The organism is Brenneria corticis, assembly GCF_003115855.1.
Lineage (GTDB): Bacteria > Pseudomonadota > Gammaproteobacteria > Enterobacterales > Enterobacteriaceae > Brenneria > Brenneria corticis.
Genome location: NZ_KZ819077.1, coordinates 174,255 through 189,207 on the forward strand (window position 1 = coordinate 174,255; position 14,953 = coordinate 189,207).

Here is a 14,953-nt window from a genome sequence, read left to right on the forward strand (position 1 = left end):
CCGTATCTTCACCACGCCATGCGGAGGTTTGTAGCCCATGTTCAATGCGAAATTACCGGTTGCTGAATCAGTGGAGTTCGACATCGACAAAAATCGCCAATACGAGCTTGATCCCATCGAGCTAACGCTGGATAACATGCTCGAAGCGGAGCCGGAACCGGAGATGATCGAAGGGCTGCCGCCGTCCGATGCGCTAACGCCCGCCGATCGCTATCTGGAGTTATTCGAGCGCGTACAGTCCTCGCGTATTTTTGAGGATAGCAAGACTTTCCCCGACTGCGCGCCCAAAATGGATCCGCTGGATATTCTTATCCGCTACCGCCGGGTGAAAAACAAACCCGATTTTGACCTGAGGCAGTTTATCGAAGCGCATTTCTGGCTGCCGGAAAACCATGACAGCGAGTATATCTCCAATCCGCAGCACTCCCTTAAAGAGCATATCGATAATCTGTGGGTCGTGCTGACGCGCGAACCTCAGGACCATATTCCTTGGTCGTCGCTGCTGGCGCTGCCGCAGGCCTATATTGTGCCGGGCGGCCGCTTCAGCGAAACCTACTACTGGGACTCCTACTTCACCATGCTGGGGTTGGCGGAAAGCGGGCGCAACGACCTGCTGCGCTGTATGGCGGATAATTTCGCCTGGATGATTGAAACCTACGGGCATATTCCCAACGGAAATCGCACCTATTACCTCAGCCGCTCGCAGCCGCCGGTGTTCGCGCTGATGGTGGAACTGTTTGAAGAAGACGGCGTGCGCGGCGCCCGCCGTTATCTGGAGCATCTGCTGCTAGAGTATGAATTCTGGATGGACGGCGCCGAATCGCTGGCGCTGAACCAGGCCTATCGCCACGTAGTGCGGATGCCGGACGGCGCGCTGCTTAACCGCTACTGGGACGACAGGGACACCCCGCGCGACGAATCCTGGCGCGAGGATGTGGAAACCGCGCGACACTCCACCCGTCCGGCGAATGAGGTTTACCGGGATCTACGCGCGGGGGCCGCGTCGGGATGGGACTACTCGTCGCGCTGGCTGCGCGACGCGCATCGTCTCGCCAGTATTCGCACCACACAGTTTATCCCGGTGGATCTCAACGCGTTTCTTTACAAGCTGGAGGGCGCCATCGCCAATATCTCCGGTTTGAAAGGAGACAGAGAGACGGAGACGCTATTTCGCCACAAGGCGGAAGCGCGCCGCACGGCCGTTAACCGCTATCTGTGGGATGAGGAGCAAGGATGTTTTCGCGACTATGACTGGCACCGCCAGCAGATGGCGCTCTTCTCCGCCGCCAGCATCGTGCCGCTCTATGTGGGACTCGCCACCCACGAACAGGCCGACCGGCTGGCGGAAGCGGTACGCGCGCGCCTGCTCACGCCCGGCGGGATCATGGCCACCGAGTATGAAACCGGTGAACAATGGGATAATCCCAACGGCTGGGCGCCGCTGCAATGGATGGCCATTCAGGGCTTTAAACTGTACGGCAACGACGCGCTTGGCGATGAAATCGCCCGCAACTGGCTAAAAACGGTGAACCTTTTTTACCGGCAGAACCATAAGCTGATTGAAAAGTACCATATCGTCGGCGGCACCCCGCGCGAAGGCGGCGGAGGCGAATACCCGCTTCAGGATGGTTTTGGCTGGACCAACGGCGTTGTACGCCGGCTGATTGGCCTTTATGGCGAACATATTGAATGATGTTTTTCGTATGAACCATCTGCCTCCGCCGGGACGCGTGCAACCGGCGGGGGCGGAGAAACCGTTTTCAGCTCATAGCTTGAATATCATCGCCGACGCTGAAAGAAGCCGGCGAGAGCCTTTCACGCCTCAGTGCCCAGGATGCTAATCTTACTCTTTCAGGCTATTTAGTCAGATCTGGTTGCGGCGAATACTTTTTAGCACCTGCAGCAATAGACCTTTACCATCCTCCGGCGCGAATTCGTTTTTATAGCGAATATTGAATTCTGATTTTATCTTGTCATCCCCAAGAGCCAGAAAGTTAAGTACTTCTTGTTTTAGGCTGTCGCGTTCGATTTCACTGAGATCGGAAACATAGACATCAATTGCTTCATCCATTGAATTCGCATCAGTAATGTTTCGGCAACTTGGATACTACTAAAGGAACTGGCGGAATTTGCCATATTTTTAGCGCTTTTGAGTCTGACAATCAGTTCGTCTTTTGTCTTCCCCAACATGCTTTGAGATAGTGTGTCCGCCGGGCTTTAATCCGGTAATAGATTCATGTTCAATCAGTTTGATGCGCCCCACTCGTATCGATGCCACCCGGGCGGCACCAATGGCAACTGCGGGTTTTTCGTTGTCTCGCCTTTTCCCTATGCTAGGATTGTTCTGAAATTTCTTTAGGATAGGGATATATGAAAAAAATATTTGGCATTTTGCTCGGTGCGATAGTTTTGACCGGGTGTGCAAGACCACACGGCCCAGCAGAGAAAATATTTGATCAAACGTTGGTGACACCAAATGGAAACGAGCAACAAACAAAGGTTACAGTGACTCGTAACAAGCAATTTATAGGTGGCGGTAGTGGCGGAATGTGTAAATTCTTGGTGGCGATTGACGATCGAGATGTAGCCCTTTTACGACAGAATCAATTTGTCACCACATACCTAACTAATGGTCCACATAAGTTGCGGGTAAGCAATGAATGTAATGTCCTTAGCATGGGGATGAGGAAAACCCTAGATTTGATTGCTGATGGAACGCCACAAGAATATATCGCTGAGTTAGGATTCTGGGGGCAATACAGGATGTGGAGAACTAAGTAAACAATAAAAATTATTTGATCGTCTACCTGGTGATCGTTCCTGTCGGCTTCCCGCGGGTGGTTAGCGCGTCACAGGCATTGTCCGAACTATTTGTCGAACGCCGTTTCGCGGGTAAGGTTGTCTGCGATTAATCAACAAACACCGCGCGGCGTTTTTTACGGATATTGGGAATAATGGTGACCACGACCAGCAGCAGGGCCGCGAGCAGCAGGCCGGCGGAGACCGGCCGGGTGACAAACACGCTCCATTGCCCGTTGGAGAGCGTCAGCGCCCGCAGCATATACTCCTCCATCAGTGGCCCCAGGATCAGGCCCAGCAGCAGCGGCGTCGGCTCCAGCGCCAGCCGGTGCATAATGAAGCCGAACACGCCGAATACGCCGAGCAGCCACACGTCAAACACGCTGTTATTGGTGGTGTAGACCCCGAACGAGCAGAACAGCACGATGGCCGGGAACAGCCAGCGGTACGGCACGGCGATCAGTTTGGCCCAGATGCCCACCAGGGGCAGATTGAGGATAACCAGCACGGCGTTGCCGATCCACATTGAGGCGACCAGCCCCCAGAACAGCTCCGGGTTGGTTTTCATCACTTCCGGTCCGGGGCGGATACTGTGAATGGCCATGGCGCCCACCATCAGCGCCATTACGGCGTTGGAGGGGATGCCCAGCGTCAGCAAAGGTATGAACGAGGTTTGCGCGCCGGCGTTGTTGGCCGACTCCGGCGCCGCGACGCCGCGGATATTGCCCGCGCCGAACGGCGTTTCTCCCGGCCGCGCGCCAACCTTTTTCTCCAGCGTATAGGCGGCAAAAGCGGCAAGCAGCGCGCCGCCGCCGGGCAGCACGCCCAGAATGGCGCCCAGCAGCGTCCCGCGCAAAATGGCCGGCGTCATCATCCGCACATCCTGCCGGGTGGGCATCAGGCCGCGTATTTTGGCGCCGGGCCGATTATCCCCCTGCGCCGTCGCCGCGCCGGTCAAGTTGGCGATAATCTCGCCAAAACCAAATACCCCCATGGCGACGACGACAAAGTCGATCCCGTCGGTCAGTTCGGCAATACCCAGCGAGAAACGCGCGTTGCCGGAGGTGACGTCCATCCCCACGCAGCCCAGCAGCATGCCGACGATAATCATGGCAATGGCCCGCACCACCGAGCCCGAGGCCAGCACCACGGCGCCCGCCAGACCGAGCACCATCAGTGAGAAATACTCGGCCGTGCCGAACAGGAAAGCCAGCTCGGTAAGCGGCTGCGCAAAGACGGCCAGCACCAGCGTTCCGAAACAGCCGGCGATAAAGGAGCCGATGGCCGCGGCGGCCAACGCCGCGCCGGCGCGTCCCTGGCGGGCCATCTGGTGACCGTCCAGCATCGTCACCACCGAATTGGATTCCCCCGGCAGATTGACGAGGATGGCGGTGGTGGATCCGCCGTACTGCGCGCCGTAAAAAATGCCGGCCAGCATAATAAGCGCGGAAACCGGTTCGAGCCCATAGGTCACCGGCAGCAGCATGGCGATGGTGGCCACCGGCCCCACGCCGGGCAGCACGCCGACCAGCGTACCCAGCAGGCAGCCGGCGAAGGCGTAGAGAAGATTGTGCCAGGTCAGCGCCACGCTGAATCCCAGGGCGATATTATCGAGGAAGTCCATAACCGTTCTCTTCCCGCGTCACAAATAGTCCGGCCAGGGGGCAACCGGCAGCCCCATTAAGCGAATGAAAACCACATAGCAGCCCGCCGCCAGAATCGATCCCAGCGCCAGCGCCTGACCCACGCGATGCTGCTTACTGGCCAGGCTGGCGATAAAGGTCAATGCGTAGATGCTGACGATCAACCCCTGCGCCGGAATACCCCAGGCGGGAATGCCTTTAAGCAGAATACCGAAGACAAAATTGGCGGCCAGTACGCACACCAGCGGCCGCCACGAGCGCAGAATGCCGCCTTCGCCCGCGTTCGCCGCGGGTGCCGGCCTGCCGCGCGCCTTTTTGATTGCGCCCAGCACAAATCCTCCCCCCAGCAATAGCAGCAGCGCGCTCAGCAGCAGCGGGAAACATCCCGGCCCCATGCTGGCGGCCATGCCAAAAGATAAGGAGCGCAGCGCGCCGATGCCAAAGATCAGGCCAATGGCGATAAAGAGCAGCCCTGAGTAGAAATTCTGCCGGTTGATATCCATGCCGTTCCATCCTCTTTGAACATCCCGTCGCGATACCGTTTACGCGCGGCGCCGCCCGGCAAGATTTTTGCCGCTAACGCCAGGCGCCACTCCGGAGCGGGACTTAAATGCCCGAATCTTCCACCGCCTGATGCCATTTGCGCACTTCGGACTCCACGAAAACCCGGAACGCTTCCGGGCTTTGCCCGATGGCGTTGGCGCCCGACTCCTTGATGACTTTCACCACTTCCGCATCGGTCAGCGCCTGGCGCGCCGCGGCGCCGAACTTATCGATAATGGCCTGGGGCGTGCCCGCCGGCGCGAAAAGTCCCGTCCAGTTGTACAAGACCGCCGAGGGAAAGCCCTGCTCCGCGGTGGTGGGCACGTCGGGGAACAGCGGCGAACGTTCATTGCTGGTTACCGCCAGGGCGTTCAACCTGCCGGCCGCCACCAGCGACAGGGCGCTTGGCAGGGACGGCGCGCCGATGGTGGCCTCCCCCGCCACCACCGCGCGCACCGCCTCGGCGGGGGCGCGGTAAGGGATATGACGCAGATTGAGTTTGCCCTCCAGGCGCAACAGTTCGACCACGAAACGCGAACCGCTGGAGTTGCCCGCCGAGGCATAGGTCAGAACGCCGGGCTGTTGCTTCGCCCGTTCCGCCAGATCGGCCAGCGATTTCAGCCCGGTTTGCGGGCTGGCGATAAGCACCAGCGGCGCATCGTTGATCTGGGTGATGGGTTCAAAGTCGTTAATCGGGTGGTACGGCAACGATTTGTCAATGGCGGACAGCAGACCGCCATTGGTACTGATGGAGCCCACCAGAATGGTATAGCCATCCGGCGCGGCGCGGGCGACGGCCTGCGCGCCGATGGCGCCGCTGGCGCCGGCACGGTTTTCCACCACGATGGTTTGCTGCAGCAGATCGCCCAGCGGCTTACTCAGCACGCGCGCCATGATATCGGCGACCGAGCCGGGAGACTGCGGCACGATAAGCGTAATGGGTTTATCCGGATAGCTGCCGGCCGCGGCCATGCCAGCGGCGGATGTACCCAGGAGCAACGCCGCAACGGCAACACGGAGGTTGCTGACAAAGTCGCCTGTAAGCCTGAGATACCCGGGCCTACCGTACCGAGGGGCGCTTATGGGACACATCCTTGTGTCCCACCCTAGCGGGCCAGCATAAATGTTGTTCAAATTTGCTCCCGGCAAATTTGTCAGCGGGCTTACGCCGCTACGGCCCCTCGCCACGCTCTCCCTAATAACGAGCTTGCTCAATGATCTGAACGCCGCAACGGCGGCGTGTTTGGCGGCATAAAGAAATGTTTTCATAGGATGTGTGAGTCAAGTAAGTGGAAAGGAATGAAGCCGTTGCCCGCACGGAAAATCGCCGGACAAAACCGCCTCGCCGTTACGTATGCCGCAACCATCACCCCGCCTGGGCGATGGCATCGTCCACCCAGCCGCGCGGCCAGTTTTTTTCGCCGATCTGACGCGCCCATTGCGCTTCCACGGCGGCATGCGCCTGCGCCCTGGCGATAATGTCCGGCGCGGCGACGCGCGGCAGCACGATCACGCCGTCCTCATCACCGACGATCAGGTCGCCCGGCGCCACGGAGACGCCCCCTGCCGCAATGGGATGGCCGATTTCGCCGGGGCCGGATTTCCACGGTCCGTTGGGGGTTACGCCGCGGGCGTAGACCGGGATGGGCAGCTTGGTCAGACCCGCCCGATCGCGGATCGCGCCGTCGATGATAATGCCCGCAATGCCGCGCGAGGCCGCATAGCGCCCCATCATCTCGCCGAGAATGGCATTCTGCAGCGCGCCGCCGGCGTCGCAAATCACAATGTCGCCGGGCTGGGCGACGTCCAGCGCCTTGTGCAGAAACAGGTTGTCGCCGGGGCGCACCTTGACCGTAAAGGCCGGGCCGGCAAATTTCAGCGCCTGGCCTGAATAGTTGTGGAAGCCGCCGGGAAAACTGAAAAGCCGCTGCGACACATCGCCGATCACCGCCACGGGGATGTCGCGCGCCGCACCGGCCAGCGCGGCGGACACGCGCTCAAAGTCGGTATTGATACGAAGACCTACTGGTTCTGTACTCATGACGTCGGGATCCTTTTGTTTAAAATATCGCCGGAGTGAGGAGTATTGTTTTTTTATTGTTTTTTTAGAACCGTTTTTTTGTGGTTTGTTTAGCGATAAATTTGCTTATGTTGCGGCATGATTAACGGCTTGACCTTTGCTTATAAAAGAACAAAAATGAAACAATATTTCGAACATTTCCATTCTTTAACCAATGAGACGATATGCCTGATTCTTCAACGACTGCGAAAGATGCCTCCAGATGCCCAGGCTAACCTCCATCAATGCGCGCGGTTCCAAAGAAGATGTCTACGCGCTGTTGCGCAAACGAATCACCCTCGGCGAATATGCGCCGGGGACGCGGCTGAAAGAAATGGCCCTTTCTGAAGAGCTGGGCATCAGCCGCACCCCGATTCGGGCGGCGTTTCAGCGCCTGCGGCAGGACGGTCTGATTCAATCGGTGCCTAATTGCGGCGTGGTGGTGGCGCCCTGGACGGATGGCGACAACGACGAAATCTTCGATTTGCGCGCCCATCTGGAATCCCACGCCGCGGCGCTGGCGGCGGAACGCCGTCAGGAGGAGCACCTGCGGCAGTTGGACCGGCTCAATGAGCGCATGGCGGCTTTGGTGCGTCAGCGCCCCGATGATTTCCTCACCGATCTGGAAGAGGTTAATCGCCGTTTCCATCAGTTGGTGGTGCAGGCGGCCAGCTCCCCGCGTCTGGCGCATTTCGTCGCCAGCCTGATCGATGTGCCGCGGGTGATTGGCGCATTCTTCTACTACACGCCCAAAGAGCTGGAAAACAGCGTGCAGGATCATCTGGCGATCGCCCGCGCCATTGCGCAACGCAAAGGCGCGCTGGCGCGCAGCCTGATGGAAGACCATATCCGCACCACCGGGAATCGCCTCAAATCCCAGCGGCAGGAAGCCCCTGACGCGCCGGATTAGTCGTCCCGCGAACGCCGAGTCGCCGCGGCAGACGCGCTGAGCACCAGATGGCCGGGAGCCGCCTTGTCATAGCGTACGGGATCAACAGAAGATTTACCGCGGAGATAACCGCAGCGGATTCGGGCGACGGGAATGAGGGGGGAAAAGCATATTTCATCTCCCCCCGCTTCCCGGCCATCACCCCGCGGGCGCGGACCAGCCGCCGCCAAGCGCCTGGTACAGCGTCACGGCGTTGAGCAGGCGGCTTTGGCGCAGTTGGATCAGCTCCACTTCCGAGTTGAACAGCCCGCGCTGGGCATCCAGCTCTTCAAGATAGGAGGCGTAGCCCGCCCGATAGCGGTTGCGGGCGTGCTTAAGCGCCTCCGCGACCGCGGCTCGCTGGGCGGTGGCCTCGGTCGACTGGCTCTGCAGGCGGACGACGCCTTCCAGCGCATTCTCCGTCTCCGCAAAGGCGTTCAGCACCACGGCGCGATAGGCCCAGGCGGCCTGGTCGCGCCGGGCCTCCGCCGCATCGGCCCGGGCCGCCAGGCGCCCGCCGTCAAACAGCGGCGCCAGCAGGCTGCCGCCCATATTCCAGACCGTAACCGGATCGATATGCTCGACGAATAACCGGCCGATCGACGCCGTCAGGTTTACCTGCGGCAGCAGGGCCGCGCGCTCGGAGGCGAAAGTGGCATCGGCGGACAGCAGTTCCGCTTCGCTCTGGGCGATATCGGGACGGCGCGCCAGCAGGCCGGACGGCAGACCGGGCGCTGGCGTGGGCACCACCAACGTATCGAAACGGCTTCGTTCGACCGCGCCCGGCAGTTCACCGGTCAACAGCCGCAGCGCGTTCTCCTGCTGCCGCACTGCCAGCTCCAGCTCCGGGATGCGCCGGGCGGCGGCGCGCTGCTCGACCTCGGCCTGGGCCAGTTCCAGCCGTGAGGTATAGCCGGCTTTCGCGCGTTGCGTTGCGACGCGCAGGGATTCGTTACGCGAAGCCAGCGTGTCGCGGGCGACCGCCGACTGGGCGTCGAGCGACGCCAGCTGGACATAGGCCCGCGCCGTCGCGGCGGCAACCGACAGCGCGGCGGCATCTCGTCCGTAACGGCTGGCCTGCAGCGCGGCGCGCGCGGCGTTGTCGGAAGCCCGGACGCGGCCCCACAGATCGACCTCATAGGCGGCCTGCAATTGGGGCTGGACGGTGGTGCTTGTGGAGGCGCGACCGGTCGCCGCACTCAGACTGCGGGCGTCCTGCGCGGAGAGGGAACCGGTCAGCGACGGCAGCAGCGCCGAGCGCGCCTGGGCGGCCAGCGCTTCCGCCTCGCGAATGCGCGCCTCGGCGACGGCGAGATCGGTATTGCCGGCCAGGGCGCGCTCGACCGCCGCCGTCAGTCGCGGATCGCCGAAGGCGCGCCACCAGCCGGCCTGCACCACATCCCCTGGCGGGGCGTCCGCCCGCCAGGCCGCCGGCGCGGCGGACAGGGTATCCTTTTGCGACGACGGCGACGTGGCGCAGGCGGACAGAAGCAGCGCCAGCGCGCCGATGGAGAGCGGACGACGCATCATTGTTTCTCCCGCCCGCTGTTGCTGGTGTCTACGCGCGCCACCACCGACATGCCGGGACGCAGTTGCCGCAATCCCTCCTGATCGGCGTCCAGCACGATGCGCACCGGAAGGCGCTGAGCCACCTTGGTAAAGTTGCCGGTGGCGTTCTGGGCGGGCAGCAGCGCGAACTCCGAGCCGGTAGCGGGCGAGATATGCTGCAAGCGGCCGGTAAAGCGGCGATCGTCCAGCGCATCCACGGTCACGATCGCGCTTTGTCCCTCCTGCATAAGGCCGGCCTGGCGCTCCTTGAAGTTGGCGATGATCCACAGTCGCGGCGGCACCAGCGATACCAGCTGGGTTCCGGCGCTCACATACTGGCCGCGCCGCGTACCCACCTGCCCCAGTTGGCCGGCTTCAGGCGCGGTGATAACGGTGTTGTCCAGGTCGATCTCGGCCAGCCGGACCGCGGCCCGGGCGGACGCCACCGCCGCCTCCAGCCCCAGTCGCGAAACCTCCACGGAGCGCACATCCTGACGCGCCACCTCAAGCGCCGCCTCGGCCTGTTTGACCGTGGCCCGCGCCGCGCGCAGGGCGGCTTCGGCCTCGTCGCGTTCGCGGATGGACAAGGAGCCATCGGCCGCCAGTTCGGCCACGCGCGCCATATCGGCCTCGGCGCGGACCCGCTGGGCGCGGGCGGAGGCCAGCTCGGCCTCGCGCGAGCCAACCGTGGCGCGGCTGGACGCCTGCGCCTGCGTCGAGTTGGCGAGGTCGGCCTCGCTCGACGCGAGGCTGGCGCGAGCCTGCTCCAGCCGCTGGCGGTAGATGCGGTCGTCGATGCGAAACAGCGCCTGGCCCGCATCGACGTTCTGAAAATCGCCGACCAGCACGTCGGCCACATAACCGTTGACCTGCGGCGATATCGTCGTCACCTGGCCGCGCACATAGGCGTTTTCAGTGCGCTCAAACGGCGACGAGAACGGCGGGAGCCGCCAGGCGAACAGGACCAGCAGCACGGCGATAACGGACAGAACGCCGATGGCGACGGCCAGGCGCCGGCTGGGAGGGCGCTTCTGTTCCGAGGGCTTAGAGTCCTGCTCCCCGCTCCCCGGCAGCCCCTTATCTTCTGGCTGCCGGACTGGCGATGAACTCGCGTCGTCGGTCGTCGGTTGTCGGGACTTGCTGTTTTCGCTCATAGGGTCATCCGTCAGATTGGGGCGGCCGCAGCGGCGTTGTCGCCGGCGGGTTGGGGTTGTGGGGCGTTCCTGCGCTTGACGGCCTGCCAGATCATGTCGGCGACGTTAATCAGCAGTTGCAACACGGCAAAGGAGCCGATCAGCAGGAACACATCGTTGAACGCCAGAATGCCGGCCTGCTGGTTGGCCAACTGCGCCACTCCGGCAAGGCCGCCGTACTCCTGCACCGCCGCGGCGGACTGCGCATCCGCGATCGCGACGCCTTCGGAAAGGTAGGACAGGTGATGCTGCACGCGTACGGCCTGGAACGTCGACAGGATAGCCGCGCCGAGCTGGCCGCCCAGGATCTGGGTGACGCCGAACATCACCGCGAAGGTGACGACCGATTGCAGGCCCCGCGCCATCAAATGTCCGATGCCGATGATCACGGCCGCGCCCATAAACATCGCGCCGGAGAAACTCAGCAGGGCCTGGCTGAAGTAAAGGTTGATCGGGTGAGTCGCCGCGGTGGCGTGCGCGTCCATAAAGGCACCGACCGCGATCAGCGCCAGCGAAAGCAGCAGTTGGGCCATGATAAGCTTGGTGGAGATCAGCAGGCTGAACGCACTGACCAACACGCCGGCGAGGGTGGCGACCAATACCACCCCGTAAAGTTCGCGCATCTGTTCGGCGCCGAAGCCCAGCGTCATCAGCAGGCCGGTGGAGCCAAACGGCTGCTCGCTCAGCAGCATGCGTACCAGCAGCATCGAGAAAGCGAAATTCATAAAGCCCAGGCTGAACAGCCAGTGGGTGTCGAGCAGCGGGTTCTTGCGGCGATGCTCGAAGGCCAGCCCCGCGCCCAGCAGCGCGACCGCCGCGGCCAGCGCCCACCCCAGCCAGGCGGTGTCGAACCACCAGTGGTTGCGGCCCTGCGCGACTACCGCCACCAACAGCGCGAACCCCGGCGCCAGCAGCGCGAAGCTGATAAAGTCCTTGCGCTCGAACGCATGTACGCGGATGCCGGGCGGCAGCGGAAAGGCGTAGACCGCCGCCAGCGAGGCCACGGCGAACCCCGCCTCCAGCGCATACAGGCTCTGCCAGCTGCCGTAGTCCAGCAGCGAGGGCGAGATGATCCAGGCCAGCGGCATCGCCAGCTGCGAGGCGCCGATGCCGAGAATGATGGTCTGCAGGCGAAAACGCGCCGGCAGCGCCTGCGCCATATACATCACCGCCAATGCGCCGAGCGCGGCGCCGGCCACGCCGCTGACCGCGCGCATCGCCAGCGCGCCGGCGTAGGTGTCGCTAAGCAGGTGTCCCACCGCGGCGACCGCGTAGATCAGCATAAATACCTTGGTGAACGAGGTCAGCCCGAACTGCTGCCGATACTTGATCAGCAGCAGGTTCATCGAGACGTTGAACATCACGTAGATGCAGCTCAGCCAGGTGCCCTGTACCGGTTCGAGGCCCAGTTCGCCCTGCATGGCGCTCAGGTTGACGCCCACCAGCGCGGTGCCGAAGCCGCCTGTCAGTCCCAGCAGCAGCGCGGCCAGTCCATAGTAGAAACGGGTGCGGGGCGGCAGGTCGGGGGTCGACGGCGTGCCGGGGATGGCCGGACGCTCATGCGGCTTCCAGTCGGGGATCTCGCCGATAACGTCGCCCAGGCGTCGCTGTCCCATCAGTCGCGACTCCGGACGCCGTTGAGCGCCAGGTCGAGGATACGTGCGCCGGCGGCGGCGTCATCCTGCGCCAGGCGGGTGGCGGACGCGATCATACGACCGACGCTGACCACATCGTCAAGGGTCAGGTCGGCTCGAACCTTGCCGGCCGCGATGGCGTCCGCCAGGGGCTTTTCAAAGCGCGCCAGCAAATCGCGCCGCCGTGCCTGCATGCCGGGGTGGCTGGGCTCTATCGCCCGCCACGCCGCTTCGAGCGACGGCTCCCGATGCGTCACCCGCCCTATTTCGGTAAGCATGGCCAGCAAAACCTCGCCGGGCGGCACGCCCTTGCCGGCATTTAATACCGGGGCGATATCGCGATCGAACAGGGCAAGCAGCAGCGCGGTCCGATCGGGAAAATGCCGGTAAAGCGTGGCCCGCCCCATGCCCGCCGCCGCGACCACCGCATCCAGAGGCACATGCGCGCCTTGCCTGGCGAAGACGCGCGCCGCGGCGTCCAGCAGTATCGCCCGGTGCCGTACGGCGTCACTGCGGTTTTTTTTGATGTGAATCATCAGCTTTCCATAAATAAACGGGATATCTGCCTACGTTATACGGACAATTTTGTCCGCTTGTCAAATAAAGAATGATGCCGCCCGATCGCCGGTAATAGAGAGAAAACGGTCGACTCAATAATATTTCGTTCCCTTAATTGCCATGTTTCACATTTACTATGCCAATAATGACATTTGACTGCATTATTATCGACTGCGACAATGCAGTCATAATGACAAGGAATTAAAAATCGTTGATAATCAGCTCATTGCAGATAAATTACCCTCAGATTATCACAACGGATAAGTATTATGCCGTCCTGTCCGGCAACGCCGATTTAATTAATAACGCCATCATCAACTTATAGCCAAGAAATAAAAACTTACTGGCTGATATAGGTCATACCAGGGGCATACACCGAATATTATAAACTCCGTTGGAGGACGACATGACTATTACGCCCAAACGTATTCTCACTTATCTGCTGCTTCTGCTGGGATCGGCGCTCTGGGCGGCGGGATCGCAAGCCGCCCCTGCCAGGCAGGCGCTCAACTGGGTGATTGAGGCCGAACTGCCGACCGCCGACTCCGTCAGGTCATACGATACCCTAAGCGTCTCGCAGATTGAGCTGTTCGGCGAAGGGCTGTACAAACTCGGCCAGGATAACGCCATTATCCCGGCGCTCGCCGTCGGAGAACCGCAAATCAGCGACGACGGCACCGTCTACACCATCCGGTTGAAAGACGGCCTGAAGTGGTCCAACGGCGACCCGCTCACCGCCAGGGATTTCGTCTTTGCCTGGCGGCGACTGCTCACGCCGGCCACCGCGGCCCAGAACGCCAGCACCTTCTACAACATCAAGAACGCCAAGGCGATCAACAGCGGCGAAGCAGATCCCGCCACGCTGGGCATCGCGGCGCTTTCCGACACCGAACTGCAAGTCACGCTTGAGTACCCCAACCCCTATTTCCTCGCCGCGCTGGCCTCTTCCGCGAACCTTTTCCCGCAGAACGAAGCCTTCGTTACCGCCAAGGGCGCCGCCTACGGCACCAGCAGCGAGAACACGCTGAGCAACGGGCCGTTCGTGCTCACCGACTGGGACGGCCTCGGCCTGACGTGGCGCTATGTGAAAAATGACAACTACCATGACAAGACGGCGGTTAAACTGGATGAACTCACCGTGCAGGTGGTGAAGGAAACCTCTACCGGCATCAATCTGTATGAATCAGGCGCCGTCGATGCGGCAAAAATCGACGGCGACTATATCCGCCACTACCGGCGCGATCCCGCTTACCTTTCGGTGCCGACGCTGCGCGCCTCCAATCTGGAGCTCGGCATCAGCTCCAGCCCGGTGCTGCAAAATGAGAATGTCCGCAAGGCGCTCTCCCTGGCCATCGACCGTAAAGAGTTGACCGGCAGCATCCTCGCCGACGGCTCCCTGCCGCTGACCAGCACCATTCCCCAGGGCATCGCCGCCAATCCGACCAGCGGCGTCGATTTCGCCCAGGAGGCGGGCGACCTCGCCCCGACGGACAAGGCGCAGGCCAAGGCGCTGTGGCAAAAAGCGAAACAGGAACTCGGCAGGAACGCCATCACGCTCGAACTGATCACCAGCGACTTCGACGAGGCAAAACGTACCGGCGAGTATCTGCAAAGCCAGCTGTCCTCTACGCTCGACGGGCTGACGATATCGCTGAGCAGCGTGCCCACCAAGGTTCGCTTCGACAAGATGATGTCCTACAAATTCGACCTGGCGCTCGGCGGCTGGACCGGCGAATTCGATCCGGTGACCTACCTGAACCTCTTCTACTCCACCTATGAGCACAATCACAGCCGGTTCAAAGACGCCGCCTTCGACACGCTGATCGATAAAATCAAGACCACCGACGCCACCGACCCCGGCCAGCGCTGGGCGAGCCTGCAGCAGGCCAACAAGTTTGTGCTTGACCGGGCGCTCACCATCCCGCTCTATCAGGGGTCGAAGAACTATCTGATCAATCCTAAATTGAAAGGCGTCATCACCCGCAGCATGGGAACGCCGATCGATATCACCCGCGCCTATTTTGAAGATTAACCGCCCTAACGTGAAT

Annotated in this window: 13 protein-coding genes; 4 read left to right on the forward strand and 9 right to left on the reverse strand. The window is 61.7% G+C overall.

Going from position 1 to position 14,953, the window contains the following annotated elements:
• The first annotated feature begins 37 nt into the window (after window positions 1-37).
• Complete coding sequence (locus DDT56_RS10090; RefSeq protein ID WP_136166315.1) at window positions 38-1,693, forward strand: alpha,alpha-trehalase; 1,656 nt, start codon at window positions 38-40, stop codon at window positions 1,691-1,693.
• 171 nt (window positions 1,694-1,864) lie between these two features.
• Here the strand turns inward: DDT56_RS10090 and DDT56_RS10095 are convergent, their stop codons facing one another.
• Complete coding sequence (locus tag DDT56_RS10095; protein WP_136166316.1) at window positions 1,865-2,071, reverse strand: hypothetical protein; 207 nt, start codon at window positions 2,069-2,071, stop codon at window positions 1,865-1,867.
• A 299-nt stretch (window positions 2,072-2,370) separates the two neighbouring features.
• Between DDT56_RS10095 and DDT56_RS10105 the strand changes: the two genes are divergently transcribed.
• Window positions 2,371-2,781 (forward strand): hypothetical protein, encoded by a 411-nt coding sequence (locus DDT56_RS10105; protein ID WP_136166318.1) that lies wholly within the window; start codon window positions 2,371-2,373, stop codon window positions 2,779-2,781.
• Window positions 2,782-2,908: 127 nt separating this feature from the next.
• Here DDT56_RS10105 and DDT56_RS10115 read toward each other — a convergent pair whose 3' ends face one another.
• The 4 genes from DDT56_RS10115 to DDT56_RS10135 form a co-directional block, all read right to left on the reverse strand.
• Window positions 2,909-4,423, reverse strand: coding sequence for a tripartite tricarboxylate transporter permease (locus DDT56_RS10115; protein WP_136166319.1), 1,515 nt, complete (start codon window positions 4,421-4,423; stop codon window positions 2,909-2,911).
• A gap of 18 nt (window positions 4,424-4,441) precedes the next feature.
• Window positions 4,442-4,945, reverse strand: a complete 504-nt coding sequence (locus DDT56_RS10120) for a tripartite tricarboxylate transporter TctB family protein (protein WP_136166320.1) — start codon at window positions 4,943-4,945, stop codon at window positions 4,442-4,444.
• A gap of 103 nt (window positions 4,946-5,048) precedes the next feature.
• Window positions 5,049-5,957: a Bug family tripartite tricarboxylate transporter substrate binding protein gene (locus tag DDT56_RS10125; protein ID WP_168197600.1), complete on the reverse strand. Its 909-nt coding sequence runs from the start codon at window positions 5,955-5,957 to the stop codon at window positions 5,049-5,051.
• Window positions 5,958-6,351: 394 nt separating this feature from the next.
• Window positions 6,352-7,026, reverse strand: a complete 675-nt coding sequence (locus DDT56_RS10135) for an RraA family protein (protein ID WP_136166322.1) — start codon at window positions 7,024-7,026, stop codon at window positions 6,352-6,354.
• A gap of 241 nt (window positions 7,027-7,267) precedes the next feature.
• Between DDT56_RS10135 and DDT56_RS10140 the strand changes: the two genes are divergently transcribed.
• Window positions 7,268-7,954: a GntR family transcriptional regulator gene (locus DDT56_RS10140; protein ID WP_136166323.1), complete on the forward strand. Its 687-nt coding sequence runs from the start codon at window positions 7,268-7,270 to the stop codon at window positions 7,952-7,954.
• A 177-nt stretch (window positions 7,955-8,131) separates the two neighbouring features.
• Here DDT56_RS10140 and DDT56_RS10145 read toward each other — a convergent pair whose 3' ends face one another.
• The 4 genes from DDT56_RS10145 to DDT56_RS10160 are packed head-to-tail and all read right to left on the reverse strand — an operon-like array spanning window position 8,132 to window position 12,883.
• Complete coding sequence (locus DDT56_RS10145; protein WP_136166324.1) at window positions 8,132-9,502, reverse strand: efflux transporter outer membrane subunit; 1,371 nt, start codon at window positions 9,500-9,502, stop codon at window positions 8,132-8,134.
• Window positions 9,499-10,674, reverse strand: a complete 1,176-nt coding sequence (locus DDT56_RS10150) for an HlyD family secretion protein (protein ID WP_136166325.1) — start codon at window positions 10,672-10,674, stop codon at window positions 9,499-9,501. Before DDT56_RS10150 ends, DDT56_RS10145 begins: the two co-directional genes overlap by 4 nt.
• An 11-nt stretch (window positions 10,675-10,685) precedes the next feature.
• Window positions 10,686-12,329, reverse strand: coding sequence for an MFS transporter (locus DDT56_RS10155; RefSeq protein WP_136166326.1), 1,644 nt, complete (start codon window positions 12,327-12,329; stop codon window positions 10,686-10,688).
• Window positions 12,329-12,883, reverse strand: a complete 555-nt coding sequence (locus tag DDT56_RS10160) for a TetR/AcrR family transcriptional regulator (protein WP_136166327.1) — start codon at window positions 12,881-12,883, stop codon at window positions 12,329-12,331. Before DDT56_RS10160 ends, DDT56_RS10155 begins: the two co-directional genes overlap by 1 nt.
• A gap of 428 nt (window positions 12,884-13,311) precedes the next feature.
• Here DDT56_RS10160 and DDT56_RS10165 point away from each other — a divergent pair, with 428 nt between their 5' ends.
• Window positions 13,312-14,937, forward strand: a complete 1,626-nt coding sequence (locus DDT56_RS10165; RefSeq protein WP_136166328.1) for a peptide ABC transporter substrate-binding protein — start codon at window positions 13,312-13,314, stop codon at window positions 14,935-14,937.
• The last annotated feature ends 16 nt before the right edge of the window (window positions 14,938-14,953 follow it).

Bases quoted from the DNA above. Each gene is read 5' to 3' on its own strand.
- DDT56_RS10140 (WP_136166323.1), top strand. From the start codon at position 7,268: ATGCCCAGGCTAACCTCCATCAATGCGCGCGGTTCCAAAGAAGATGTC.
- DDT56_RS10090 (WP_136166315.1), top strand. From the start codon at position 38: ATGTTCAATGCGAAATTACCGGTTGCTGAATCAGTGGAGTTCGACATC.
- DDT56_RS10115 (WP_136166319.1), bottom strand. From the start codon at position 4,423: ATGGACTTCCTCGATAATATCGCCCTGGGATTCAGCGTGGCGCTGACC.
- DDT56_RS10165 (WP_136166328.1), top strand. From the start codon at position 13,312: ATGACTATTACGCCCAAACGTATTCTCACTTATCTGCTGCTTCTGCTG.
- DDT56_RS10095 (WP_136166316.1), bottom strand. From the start codon at position 2,071: ATGGATGAAGCAATTGATGTCTATGTTTCCGATCTCAGTGAAATCGAA.
- DDT56_RS10155 (WP_136166326.1), bottom strand. From the start codon at position 12,329: ATGGGACAGCGACGCCTGGGCGACGTTATCGGCGAGATCCCCGACTGG.
- DDT56_RS10120 (WP_136166320.1), bottom strand. From the start codon at position 4,945: ATGGATATCAACCGGCAGAATTTCTACTCAGGGCTGCTCTTTATCGCC.
- DDT56_RS10160 (WP_136166327.1), bottom strand. From the start codon at position 12,883: ATGATTCACATCAAAAAAAACCGCAGTGACGCCGTACGGCACCGGGCG.
- DDT56_RS10135 (WP_136166322.1), bottom strand. From the start codon at position 7,026: ATGAGTACAGAACCAGTAGGTCTTCGTATCAATACCGACTTTGAGCGC.
- DDT56_RS10105 (WP_136166318.1), top strand. From the start codon at position 2,371: ATGAAAAAAATATTTGGCATTTTGCTCGGTGCGATAGTTTTGACCGGG.
- DDT56_RS10125 (WP_168197600.1), bottom strand. From the start codon at position 5,957: ATGGCCGCGGCCGGCAGCTATCCGGATAAACCCATTACGCTTATCGTG.
- DDT56_RS10145 (WP_136166324.1), bottom strand. From the start codon at position 9,502: ATGATGCGTCGTCCGCTCTCCATCGGCGCGCTGGCGCTGCTTCTGTCC.
- DDT56_RS10150 (WP_136166325.1), bottom strand. From the start codon at position 10,674: ATGAGCGAAAACAGCAAGTCCCGACAACCGACGACCGACGACGCGAGT.